Annotated in this window: 17 protein-coding genes; 13 read left to right on the top strand and 4 right to left on the bottom strand. The window is 52.0% G+C overall.

The features are described 5' to 3' along the window. Positions 1 to 3 precede the first annotated feature (3 nt). Together pheA and ilvE are read left to right on the top strand one after the other, a co-directional pair. Positions 4 to 873 carry a prephenate dehydratase gene (pheA, locus tag H7B90_RS13110; protein WP_185136435.1) on the top strand — a complete coding sequence of 290 codons (870 nt, stop codon included), beginning with the start codon at positions 4 to 6 and terminating at the stop codon, positions 871 to 873. A gap of 22 nt (positions 874 to 895) precedes the next feature. After that, positions 896 to 1,777 (top strand): branched-chain-amino-acid transaminase, encoded by an 882-nt coding sequence (ilvE, locus tag H7B90_RS13105; protein WP_185136335.1) that lies wholly within the window; start codon positions 896 to 898, stop codon positions 1,775 to 1,777. 215 nt (positions 1,778 to 1,992) lie between these two features. On the opposite strand, the gene H7B90_RS13100 is transcribed toward ilvE, so the two are convergent. The 4 genes from H7B90_RS13100 to H7B90_RS13085 are packed head-to-tail and all read right to left on the bottom strand — an operon-like array spanning position 1,993 to position 4,486. Continuing rightward, positions 1,993 to 3,219: a tyrosine-type recombinase/integrase gene (locus H7B90_RS13100; protein WP_185136334.1), complete on the bottom strand. Its 1,227-nt coding sequence runs from the start codon at positions 3,217 to 3,219 to the stop codon at positions 1,993 to 1,995. Then, entirely contained in the window at positions 3,212 to 3,550 is a 339-nt protein-coding gene (locus tag H7B90_RS13095) for a helix-turn-helix domain-containing protein (RefSeq protein WP_185136333.1), read from the bottom strand. Before H7B90_RS13095 ends, H7B90_RS13100 begins: the two co-directional genes overlap by 8 nt. Before the next feature lie 4 nt (positions 3,551 to 3,554). Next, positions 3,555 to 3,896, bottom strand: coding sequence for a helix-turn-helix domain-containing protein (locus H7B90_RS13090; protein ID WP_185136332.1), 342 nt, complete (start codon positions 3,894 to 3,896; stop codon positions 3,555 to 3,557). Positions 3,897 to 3,898: 2 nt separating this feature from the next. Then, complete coding sequence (locus H7B90_RS13085) at positions 3,899 to 4,486, bottom strand: helix-turn-helix domain-containing protein (protein ID WP_185136331.1); 588 nt, start codon at positions 4,484 to 4,486, stop codon at positions 3,899 to 3,901. 79 nt (positions 4,487 to 4,565) lie between these two features. Here H7B90_RS13085 and H7B90_RS13080 point away from each other — a divergent pair, with 79 nt between their 5' ends. The 11 genes from H7B90_RS13080 (at position 4,566) to H7B90_RS13035 (ending at position 11,731) form a co-directional block, all read left to right on the top strand. Continuing rightward, positions 4,566 to 4,778: a helix-turn-helix transcriptional regulator gene (locus tag H7B90_RS13080; RefSeq protein WP_185136330.1), complete on the top strand. Its 213-nt coding sequence runs from the start codon at positions 4,566 to 4,568 to the stop codon at positions 4,776 to 4,778. Positions 4,779 to 4,972: 194 nt separating this feature from the next. Next, entirely contained in the window at positions 4,973 to 5,206 is a 234-nt protein-coding gene (locus H7B90_RS13075; RefSeq protein ID WP_185136329.1) for a helix-turn-helix transcriptional regulator, read from the top strand. Continuing rightward, entirely contained in the window at positions 5,203 to 5,850 is a 648-nt protein-coding gene (locus H7B90_RS13070) for a hypothetical protein (protein WP_185136328.1), read from the top strand. Before H7B90_RS13075 ends, H7B90_RS13070 begins: the two co-directional genes overlap by 4 nt. Further along, positions 5,847 to 6,113: a hypothetical protein gene (locus H7B90_RS13065; RefSeq protein WP_185136327.1), complete on the top strand. Its 267-nt coding sequence runs from the start codon at positions 5,847 to 5,849 to the stop codon at positions 6,111 to 6,113. Before H7B90_RS13070 ends, H7B90_RS13065 begins: the two co-directional genes overlap by 4 nt. Continuing rightward, positions 6,088 to 6,402, top strand: a complete 315-nt coding sequence (locus tag H7B90_RS13060) for a helix-turn-helix domain-containing protein (RefSeq protein ID WP_311772725.1) — start codon at positions 6,088 to 6,090, stop codon at positions 6,400 to 6,402. The genes H7B90_RS13065 and H7B90_RS13060 overlap by 26 nt, the downstream gene beginning before the upstream one ends. Positions 6,403 to 6,417: 15 nt before the next feature. Then, complete coding sequence (locus H7B90_RS32930; protein ID WP_260411000.1) at positions 6,418 to 7,362, top strand: phage replication protein O; 945 nt, start codon at positions 6,418 to 6,420, stop codon at positions 7,360 to 7,362. Beyond that, entirely contained in the window at positions 7,244 to 8,008 is a 765-nt protein-coding gene (locus H7B90_RS13055; protein WP_260411016.1) for an ATP-binding protein, read from the top strand. The genes H7B90_RS32930 and H7B90_RS13055 overlap by 119 nt, the downstream gene beginning before the upstream one ends. 13 nt (positions 8,009 to 8,021) lie before the next feature. Further along, positions 8,022 to 8,492, top strand: coding sequence for an ArpU family phage packaging/lysis transcriptional regulator (locus H7B90_RS13050; protein WP_185136326.1), 471 nt, complete (start codon positions 8,022 to 8,024; stop codon positions 8,490 to 8,492). Between the two features lie 155 nt (positions 8,493 to 8,647). Beyond that, complete coding sequence (locus tag H7B90_RS13045; protein ID WP_185136325.1) at positions 8,648 to 9,856, top strand: phage portal protein; 1,209 nt, start codon at positions 8,648 to 8,650, stop codon at positions 9,854 to 9,856. A 60-nt stretch (positions 9,857 to 9,916) separates the two neighbouring features. Then, a complete protein-coding gene (locus H7B90_RS13040) occupies positions 9,917 to 10,495 on the top strand; it encodes an HK97 family phage prohead protease (RefSeq protein WP_185136324.1) in 579 nt (192 codons plus the stop codon). Positions 10,496 to 10,501: 6 nt separating this feature from the next. After that, positions 10,502 to 11,731: a phage major capsid protein gene (locus H7B90_RS13035; RefSeq protein WP_185136323.1), complete on the top strand. Its 1,230-nt coding sequence runs from the start codon at positions 10,502 to 10,504 to the stop codon at positions 11,729 to 11,731. The last annotated feature ends 28 nt before the right edge of the window (positions 11,732 to 11,759 follow it).

Genomic DNA, 11,759 nt, shown 5'->3' with positions numbered 1-11,759 from the left:
AAGCTGCCGACCGCGGCCGTGCTGCCGAAGGGGACGTTCTCGGACGAGGCGGCCCGTTACTTTTTCCAAGGCGTGCCCGTCGAACTGAAGTACCAGAAGATGATCGCCGACGTCTTCAAGTCGACGGCCCGGGGCGATACCGACTGGAGCGTCGTGCCGATCGAGAACACGATCGACGGTTCCGTCAGCCTGCACATGGACTGGCTCGTGCACGAAGTCGATCTCCCGATCCGCGCCGAGTGGGTGTTCCCGGCCATCCAGAACCTGGTCGGGCGCCGCTCCGAGCTGACGGGAGCCGAAGGCGGAGATTGGGACCCCTCGAAGATTACGAAGGTGCTGAGCCACCCGGTGGCGATGGCGCAATGCTACGAGTTCCTGCGATCCCGTCTGCCTCACGCGGAGCTGGAGACGCTAAGCAGCACCGCCGAAGCGATCCGGACCGTACACGCGAATCCGGGGCTCGGCTGGGCGGCCATCGGAACGCATACCGCCGCCGCGGACTACGGCCTCGACGTGCTCCAAGAGGGCGTCACCGACCACGACAACAACTATACCCGCTTCCTGCTCGTCGGCGACAAGCCGTTCGACAAGCCGGGCGCGTCGCATTACAAGACGAGCATTCTGATCACGCTGCCGGAGGACTATCCGGGGGCTCTGCATCAAGTGCTGTCGGCCTTCGCCTGGCGCCGCGTCAACCTGTCCCGGATCGAATCGCGCCCGACGAAGAAGAAGCTGGGCAACTATTACTTTTTTATCGATATCGAGATGTCCCTGGATACGGTTCTGCTTCCTGCCGCCATCGCCGAGATCGAAGCGATCGGCTGCCAGGTTCGCATACTGGGTTCATACCCGAGCTATCCCTACGAGGGCTAAATTACCGGAGGTGTCAGAGAGCATGTCGGAGCAATGGATTTATCTGAATGGCGAATTCGTCACCAAGGAAAATGCAAAAATCTCCGTATATGATCACGGTTTCCTGTACGGGGACGGGATTTTCGAAGGGATTCGGATTTACGACGGGAACATCTTCCGTTGCAAGGAGCATCTCGACCGGCTGTACGATTCGGCGAAGTCGATCATGCTGGACATTCCGCTGTCGTACGCCGAGATGCAGGACGCGCTCGTGGAGACGCTCCGCAAGAACGGCATGAAGAACGGCTACATCCGCCTCGTCGTATCGCGCGGCCCGGGCAACCTGGGACTCGATCCGACCCGCTGCCCGCAGGCGTTCGTCGTCATCATCGTCGAGGAGCTGTCGATCTACCCGGAGGAAGCGTACCGCGAAGGCTTGCGCTCCGTCTCCGTCAGCCCGCGCCGGAACCTTCCGGACGCGCTGAACCCGAAGATCAAATCTCTGAACTACCTCAACAACATCCTGGTGAAGATCCAGTCGAACCTCGCGGGAGTCGGCGAAGCGATCATGCTGAATTCCCAAGGGTACGTGGCGGAGGGCTCGAGCGACAACATCTTCATCGTCAAACGCGGAGTCGTCTACACGCCGCCTTGCTACATCGGGGCTCTGGAGGGAATCACGCGCGGGGCCATCATCGATCTGTGCGCCAAGCTCGGGTATCCGCTGAAGGAAGAGCCGTTTACGCTGCATGACGTGTATACGGCCGACGAAGCGTTCTTCACGGGCACCGCCGCCGAAGTCATCGCCGTACGCGAAGTGGACGGGCGGACGATCGGGGCCGGGCACGCGGGGCCGATCACGACGCGATTATTGCAGGAATTCCGCAAGATCGTCACGGTCGAGGGCGTCCGAGCCTTCGAATAGCAGGGAATGGGGACGAACCGTTTCGCCTTTTGGCGGAGCGGTTTTTTTGCCGAGGGGATGTCATTTGCCTACCTCCTGCATAGGATGTTGGACGGCTGTAGGCCTTGATATTACTGGGTTTATTTAATAGGAAAAGAGTGTTTGTTGCAAAATTGTCGCAAAAACCTTTGCGGAAACGTCTGAACCAACACCAAAAGACGCCAAGAGCGGAGGGCTCAAGGCGTCTTGTTTTTGGCCGTTGTTTTCTTCGTGAAAAGGGATTCGAACTTGTCCGCCGCGGCCTGATCGGCTGACCGGAGGGCATGTCCATAGATGTTCATGGTCGTGCTGATGTTTCCATGTCCCAGGCGCTCCGAAATGATTTTAGCATGGACGCCTTGGCTTATCAGCAGCGTTGCGGATGTATGTCTCAGATCATGAAGGCGAATACGTCGAATGCCGTTAGCTTGCAAGAATAGGCGGAACCATTGGTTCGGGGTATGATGGTGAAACGGCGTCCCGTCCGCATGACTAAAAACGAAGTTCCATTCACGCCCATGCTTATCCTTGCCGTTCCAGGCGTCTCCAAGCTTGTCCCGTTCCTTCACGCGATAAGCATAGTATTCTCGAAGATCATCGAGCACAGAGACGGGTAGGGAAAGCTTACGCCGGCCGTTCTTCGTTTTCGGCTCCTTGACGATGATTTCACCCTTGTTTGCATAAACAAGCGTTTGCGACACTTCTATAATGCCGTTCTTCCAGTCAATGTGCTTCCATTCCAAGCCCAACATCTCGCCGCGTCTCATGCCCGTTGTAAGGGCTAGAGTAATCATTATACGCCAGTGGTACGGCTCTTTCTGGAGCGCTTGAAGGAGCTGCCTAACTTCGTTCTCATCGAATGGTTCAATCTCTTGATGGGTAACTCTCGGCTTACCAACGGTCGCAACTGGGTTGATCTTAATTATCCGCCATTCTACAGCGCGTTTAAAGATGTTCATCAGTACACGCCGGTTCATTTCGATGGTGCTAGATGCAAGGCCTCCGTTACCCTTTGCTTTTTTCGCCTGTTCAAGCTTGTCCAGATAATCGACGATATGCAGCGGCTTGATATCTTCAAGCTTCATCTCTCCGAATTCCGGCAGGATATGCGAACGGAGCTGAGTCTCATATGCGGCGATCGACTTGAATGCTAAATGCTTTATGGCGTATTTCTGGCGCCAGTTCTCCACGAACGCCCGAAACGTCATCTTCTCCGGCTTGATGTATTCCCCCGATTCTACTTCTTCCCGGAACTTAACGTATTCCGAATTTAGGAAGTCGTCGAGCCGTTTCTTCGTCTTCAAAAGGGCTGGATCGTCGATCGTGACCGTTTTAAATCGTCGGATGTACTTCCCGTTTGCATCCTTGCCGGCCATGACGGTAAGCAACCAAGAATTCTCTCCGCGCTGGCGGATGCTAGCCATTTTGCTCGACCACCTTCGGAAAATTCTTTTGCATCTTTGACTGGATAAACTGGTCAAGGTCGCTTTGTCTAAACCTAAGCCTGCGACCTATGTGAAAATGAGGGAGTTCTTTATTCTTCATTAATAGCCAAAGCGTGCCGTGGGATACTCTTAGATAGGCTGCTGCTTCTTTAGATGTAAATAGATTCTTACTAATTCTCTTCTCGATCAGTGGCATTAACTCATCCAAGAGCTCTTGTTTAAGCTCTTGTTTAAGCTCTTCTCGAATCTCTTCTCGAAGTTCCCGCTTGATGTCTGCCCTTAGAGCTTCGATGAATCCCGCAGTATCCAATCGCTCACCCCCGCTCGCGTGATTCAAGCCATTTAAGAAAATCGTCTCTTCTGACTCTTCTTCCGGATCCGACTTTGAAGCTTGGAATGCCTCCGAATTGCGGCTCTAGACGCAATAGATCATAAACGCGCCTTCGACTCTTCTGTAGATAATCAGCAATGTCTTGTGGAGTAAGAAGCTCGGAGGTGCCATCGTATTCATTGGGGAAATCGAATCCGGACTTTGGGTTGAAGCCTGCGTAGCTCATCTTTCCTAACGCTGAAACCACGGCGACTGAAATAGCTGAAATAAGCTCGTCGGTTAACTCGATGGATAGGTTAATAACCATCTTCCGATCGTTTTTCACGCTCACGTCTCCTTCGACGCATCTTCAGGAAATAGTACTTTAATCATATCTAGTATGCGTTCACGATCCTTTTCATTTAACTTGCGACCGTTGTACCTGATTCTAAGGTGCTTTATTATGTGCTCTATTTCGTTGTCAAGGCAATTATCCAAAAAAGCCATTAAATCCCGTGCATTCCCAACTGTTAAGGTGCGACCTCTCCATGTTGTATTTCCTGTAAGTAACCATTTGTCTAATGGGATGGTTCCTTGCTTTAGGCTCTCGATAGCATCATCTTTCATATTTTGAATTTGAGATTCCATAACCTTAAGTCCAGATGTTAATTCGTTATATAGCTCAGATTTTAAGTACACGTTTGCATCGTCATCAAAATACCCTGCTTTATCCATGAGTTCAACATAATCAATATCAAAAGCAGATGCCAACTTCTTTATTGTATCGATGGAGGGCACAATCTTCTCGCCAGATCTTGGGTCAAAGCCTTTTTCAAGCTTACTGATATATGTGTGACTAACATTAGAAAGGCGCTCTAATTCCCTTAAGCTCTTGTTTCCACGTAGCTCTTTGATGTAATTTCCGAACTCAGACATTCATATTCCCCCTCAATGCAAACCATGGTTGACACTAATGATATCATCATGTATTATGAATGACAAGGAGGTGTAACACATGGTTAGCAACAACAGGCTTCGTATGGTTAGGAAGGAGGTAGGGATGCCACTATCTGAGCTTGCTCGTCGATCTGGAACGAGCCGACAAACCATCACAAACATTGAATTGAAGGGGCAAGTTCCTAACGGTTTGTTAATGCTCTCCATTTGCGAAGCTCTGAAGAGATCCCCGGATGAGATTTTTTTTGCAAGTCATGTAAACCATGGTTAGCATAAAAATCGTCGAATTGGGACTATGTGGTGTAGCTCTTGGTGGCCGCTTGTACGTCCGCACGAAGCGCGGCAATCTGATCGCGCTGGCGCTACTGGCTCAGGAATGATCTAACCCGCTCCTTGAAAACTGAATATGGCATTACCTCGATTCAGCAGATAAACGGTAAACCATTCATTTGAGGAGGGTTTCAAGTGAAGTTGACATTGAGAATGATAAGGGAAAACGCCGGCAAGACGGAACAACAGGCAGCAAAGGAAGCTGGAATTGATGTCAAAACACTTCGACGTTGGGAGAAGAACAATCGTTCCGCCTCGCTCTCCCTCTTCGTGAAATTATTGAAAGTTTACCGTGTTTCGGTTAGCCAAGTTTACATCGGCAGCGAAGAAGAAGCGCTCGCTGAATGGAGAAAGGTGATAAACCAATGACGATCGAACAAATGGCCAGGGAAATGCAACAGCGGCTCGGCGGGAAAATCTTCGTCTTCCCGATCCGCGACGGCGATCCGTTCTCTCACTACGCAATTGCGATCGACGTCGGGGCGGGGCAATTCAAAATGTATGAGGATTCGTTTTCCATCAACGAAGCTGCTGCCTGCCTGTTAACGCTGATTGATTCGTTGAAGTCCGAAGGCTTCGAAGTGGAATACGAACGAGACGTTCGGTTCGTCTCTTACGGGGCCCAAATGAACGCCCCAGACGTGACAATGAGACGAATCAGGAACACGCCTGGAGCGTTCAAGCCAAGTTCTCAACTGATGGAGAAGGGGGCGGACGTAAGACCGAACCCGGAAGATCCCGAAGGCGTCTTGTTGTCCGCTCGTGGGATTCTCAAGTTCTGTTTGCTGGAGATGATGGACAAGAATCCGAAGGGCGCCCTGTTCATGGGCGAATACTTCAAGCTGCTCGCCTCTCGTCGCTATGGCAAGACGGCGGCGGCGATCAAGCAAGAGGTTCGACGAATGAGCAAGCATGAGGCTGTCCAGTGGGCGGAACGGACTTACACGCGGTACATATCCAATGACCGCGATATCATGGATATCTTCCAACGTTTGCGGGGTGCGGAAGTATGAATGAGCAGAAATTCAGTAAGCGGGCAATCTGGATGGCCGTTAATAGCGAGCATGGCGACCGACTCGTAGAGATCGCAAGGGAGCATGTACGGCTGGCGAAGGAGCTGACGACTAATCAGATAGCGGATCTGGATGACGGCACTACCTATAACGTGAGGGGAATTATCGGGGCCCGGATCGAACAACTTCGCGCCGAGCGCAACGCAATCATTCAACAATATGAGGAGGAAGATACCTATGGGGATTCAAGCAACGGAAGCTGAAGCGCTCCTCCGCGAGTTCATGGAGTTTCTGGAGAATAAAGGTCTTATCGGACATCGGCAGGAAATGCAAAGCCCTGATCCGGTGCAACAGGCTCCACAGAAGCCGCAGCGCCAAACGGTGGACGTCAAGACGGCGGCGGAATTGATGGGCGTGTCGACCGGAACCATCTATACAATGGTTCGGGAAAACCAACTTCCGCATGTGAAGGTGCGCGGCCGGATTCTATTCCATCGAGAAAACATCGAACTCTGGCTTCGCGGGGAGCTGCTGGCACAATATCAGGCTTAAGAGCGGTGATGCGGCATGGAAGGCTGGATTAAGCTTCATCGCAAATTGCGGGAGAACCCCATCTTTAACAATGTCGAATTGCTTCGCTTGTGGCTGATATGCCTGTTCGAAGCGACCCACAAAGAGCGGGATCAAATCGTCGGTCGCCAGATCGTCCACTTAATGCCAGGCGAGTTCGTGACCGGTCGATTCGACCTTCATGCGATGTTCAACATGGGTTTGCCCATTGACCAACAAAAAAGCCCTAAAACGGTATGGAGATGGTTAGAGGCTCTTGAAAACGGCGGATTTTTGACCATCAAACCGACCAACAAATATTCAGTCGTATCAATACTTAACTGGCATAAATACCAAAATGATGACCAGCAGTTTGACCAACAAGTGACCAACAAACGACCAACAGATGACCAACAAGTGACCACAAACAAGAATGTAAAGAATGATAAGAATGTAAAGAATGAAGATCAAAAGACTTCTTCTCGGAACAGCAAGACCTATTCCGAGGATTCTTCTCCCTACGTAATGGCGGTTTATCTTCACGAAAAGATAATGGACCATGCGGAAGCATCCGGGGTAGGGCACCTTGTCAGAAATGCGAATATTCAGAAATGGGCTGACGAGTTCCGGAAGCTCCTTGAAGTCGACAAGGTGGATGAATCGCTTGTCCGGTCCGTGATTGACTGGGCTACGTCGCACCACTTCTGGCGAACGAATATTCTTAGCGCGTCCAAGCTGAGGGCAAAATTCGCCGACTTAGCGATGAAAATGAATCAGGAGAGGAACGGGAGGGATAGGAGTGAAAGCAGTCAAGGAAATCGCCCAGGGGTTCGATATGGAGGAGCTGCGCCAAAGAATCCAGCGGATTCAGTTACAGGAGGCCAACTCGGATGGATCAAGCCAAGAACACGCGAAGTCGTATCGATGCCTTACGTGCAAAGATCAGATGGGCTACCTAGTTAAAGGCGAAGACGGCCTCGAATACTGGCGGGAATGCGAGCATTGCGGCAGTTCTCGAAAAACAGAAAGAATCATGAAGCAAAGCCGGATCACAGACGAGTTTAAAACGAAGTCCTTCGGCGCATTTGATCTTGAAGACAGGCCGGAAATCGTCAAAACAGCGTATGAAGCCGCTTATGATTACGCTAAATGGTTTCATGAAAACAAGGGTAAGCGGCGGAATAGCTTGGCATTACTCGGAAATCCGGGATGCGGCAAAACTCATCTCTGCATGGCTGTAGCCAATCACCTCATGCGGAAAGGCGTCCCCTTGATCTATTTCCCTTGGGTAGAAGGATTCGCCGAGCTCCGAAACAACCTTGACGAACTGGAAACCAGAATCGGACTCATGCAGCGGATCGACGTCTTGTACATCGATGACATGTGGAAGGGCCGGAAGACTCCGACGGAATTCCAGATCGAACAAGCCTTTGCCATCATCAACTATCGGTATTTGAACAATCTACCGATTCTCGTATCCTCTGAATTCGATATCGACGCCATGTGTGAGTTCGATGAGGCTACCGCCACTCGAATATTTGAAATGTCTAAAGACCATTGCGTAGTAGTGCATGGCGACCGGAAACAGCTTAATTACAGACTGGCATAGGGCTGGTGAGGTGATGGAAACCTACGCAATCAATTTGGACAAGCAGGCGACGAAAGCAAGAACGGAAGAGTATCTAAAGCGAGTCCGAGAATACAAAGTCACCGAGTACATTCCGATTGAACCGCAGATCACGCAATCATACGAAGTGCGCTATCACGGATACACGGGCACAGTGAGCGATTCAACGGCTTCTGTAGCCCTTCGCAACCTCGAAGAGACAGAACGCCGCAGAAGGCACATAGAACGCGTAGAAAAGGCCGTGGCACGGCTAGGAACGCTTCATCAAAGCCTGATTCGCAAGCGATACATCGATGATGACTTCGTCTCCGACACTGATCTGGCACTTGATCTTGGATATAGCGAGCGGCACTACCGGCGCATTAAGTCTGACGCGCTCCTCCGCTTATCCCTGATTCTTGGGCTCGTGGTGACGAAAGAGGGAGGCAGCGAGGGCGGCGGAGCATCGATACAACCATATCGCTAAAAAAACGAGAAAAATACAACCAAGACGTCAAAATTAACGCGGATTATTCCAAAAATTATTCCAATGTCCTTTTTCGATAGTTAATACCTATAACATATTTACTATCGATAGTTTTTAAATATAATGCTAAAATGATATTACAGGGAGTTGATGGGATGGCAGGCTTATTAAGCCGAATCTTCGGGCGAAGGCGAGAGCAGCAGACGACGAGTGTCGAGGTTATGAGCGGCGGCCCTGCGTTCTTCACGCCATTCAGCGGTGACGCCTACGAAAGCGACATCTACCGCGCTGCCGTGGACGCAATCGCTCGGAACGCGGCGAAGCTCCGAGGGACGCACGTCGTCACTTCGGAGCAACGGCGGAAGACGGGAGACAGCAGCTTGAACTATCTGCTGCAAGTTCGACCGAATCCGTACATGACGGCTTATGACCTGATTTATAAGCTGGTCACGCACTACTACCTTCATAGCAACGCCTTCGCCTATCTCCAGAAGGACGAGCGCGGCAACCTTATCGGCATCTGGCCGGTCCGTCCGCAAAGCATGGAATACGTCGTGGACGGAGCTGGAACGCTCTACTGCGCGTTCATTCTGGCCGGCGGGCAAAAGTTCACGTTGCCGTTCTCCGAAGTGTTCGTCACTCGCCGGTTCTTCAACTCCAACGACCTGTTAGGTGAGGCGAACACAGCCATTCTCCCGGCGCTGGACCTGGCGCATACCCAAAGCGAGGGAATGGAGAACGCGATCAAGGCGGGAGCGACGATCCGCGGGCTGCTGAAATTCAATCAAGTCATCGCTCCGGATAAGCTCAAGGCCGAAAAGGAAGCGTTCATCAACGATTACCTGACGGTGAGCAACAACGGGGGCATCGCGGCTATCGACCAAAAGGCCGATTATATCCCGCTTGATCCGAAACCAGTCGCCATTGACGAGAAGCAGCTTACCGCGGTCAAAACCAAGATTTACGAGTACCTGGGGATCAGCGAAAAGATCGTGAACAGCACCTACACGGAGGACGAGTGGGCCGCCTTCTATGAAAGCGTGATTGAACCGCTAGCTGTCCAATTCTCGCTGGAGTTGACGGACAAGCTGTTTACGCAGCGGGAGAAGGCATTCGGCAATTCGATCATCTTCGAGGCCAACCGGCTCCAATTCGCCAGCAACGCGACCAAGACGAATATCCTCAAGGAACTAATGCCGCTTGGGCTGTTCACCATCAACCAGGCGTTAGACATATTGAATCTTCCCCCGGTAGAGGACGGCGACCGCAGACTTCAGACCTTGAACGTGGTCAATGCGGAGAAGGCCGACCAGTACCAACTAAACGATGACCTACCGAACCAGGAGGGCACGGGTAATGAGTAGGTTGGAGGAAATCATCAGGGAGCTAGAGCTAGAATTGAGCGAAAGCGAGGGGAACCAGGAATGAAGGAACTAAGAGTAGCAGAACTAAGAGCAGCCGATCCGGCAGGAGAAAGCAGCCTTATTCTAAGTGGTAGACCGATTGTGTACGATCAGCCGACCACCATAAAAGACGTTTTTGGAGAGTACACCGAGGTTATACGGTCCGGGGCTTTAGACGGTGCGGATTTATCCGACATTCGCCTACTGTACAACCATGACGTGAGTAAAATCCCTTTGGCCCGTACACCACGAACAATGCGGTTCCAAGCAGACCCGGCAGGGCTGACCATGACCGCAGAGCTTCCAGAAACAGAGGAAGGCAAAAGCGTTTATACGGCAGTAAAGCGCGGCGACCTTTCCGGCATGTCATTTGCTTTCAAAGTACCAGAAGGCGGCAGCCACTTTGACGCAAAGACGAACACCAGGACGATTACCAAGATTGAAAAAGTATATGAGTTTTCTATTTGCCCTTTCCCGGCCTATCCTCAAACGAGCGTAGAAGCCCGGGCAGCGATTGAAGGGACCTGGGCAAAGCTCAAGGATCCCGAACGAGCTGCAGCACGAATCAAGATCAACCAAATTCTCAAGAGGAGCGTGTAACACGCCATGAAATTCAAAACCGTAGCAGAAGCATTCAACCACTATCGCAACCATAGCATCGCCGACCTCGAGAAGCGAGCCGCAGAAATCGGCCAATTGGTCGACAGCGATCCAAACGCCGACATCGCGTCGCTGAACATCGAACTGGACGGCCTTAAGGAAGCCAAGGCAAATATCGAACAGCGCAGCACAGGAGCCGGCGCCGGGTTCAACCCGATCACGGGCATGAACTTCCAACAGCAAACCCAACGCGATCCGGAAGGCGACGTGTTCGCCACCGACGAGTACCGCAGCGCATTCTTCAAGACGCTGCTGGGCCAGAAGCTGAATGAAGGCGAATCCCGAACCTACAAGCGGGCTATGGAGCTTGTGGGCACCGAGCGCCGCGCTGACGCGTTCAACACGACCACAGACAGCGCCGCGGTCCTGCCGACGACCACGCTGAACGAGATCATCAGCAAGGCCCGGAAGATGGGCGGCCTCATCAGCGTATGCCGGAACTTCAACATTCCGACGAATCTCCGCGTCCCGATCGGTACCCCGACGAGTAAAGCTGCCTGGCACGTTGAAGGCGCGGACGTCGAGAGCGAGAAGGCGACGACGGCATATGTCTCCTTCGCTGGCTATGAGCTGCTGAAGATCATGTCGATGAGCGCTACCGTTCGCCGCATGAGCATTACCGCATTCGAAGCCTACATCATCGACGAGCTGAGCAACAGCGTCATGGAGGCAATCGCCGACTCTCTGGTGAATGGAACTGGAAGCGGTCAGGGCACCGGCGTTTTGTCGGGCATTACGTGGAATGCATCCAATAGCTTCACCTATGCGAACGGCCAGATTCCGAAGTATACGGACTTCACGAAGATGATGGGGATGCTCAAGCGCGGATACGGAGCCGGTGCGCGGTTCGCCATGAGCAACGCGACACTCTACAACAACGTCTACAGCATCGTGGACGCCAACGGCCGGCCGATCTTCATCTCCGATCCGAAGAACGAAGAAATCGGATATATCCTAGGCAAACCGGTCACCATCGACGACAACATCGAAGACGGCACGATCGTGCTGGGCAACTTCAATTACATGGGGTACAACATCCCGCAAGGCATCCTGATCGAAGTTTCCCGGGAGTCGAGCTTCAAAAACGGTCTGATCGACTACCGCGCATTGGCGATCGCTGACACGAAGCCGCTTATCGACGAAGCGTTCATCAAGCTGTCGGAGTCTGCGGCATAACAACAAATTGCGGTTCCGAATTTCGGAA

This window comes from Cohnella xylanilytica (assembly GCF_014212175.1).
GTDB classification, from domain to species: Bacteria; Bacillota; Bacilli; order Paenibacillales; family Paenibacillaceae; genus Cohnella; species Cohnella xylanilytica.
This window is presented reverse-complemented; position numbering and strand designations above follow the sequence as displayed.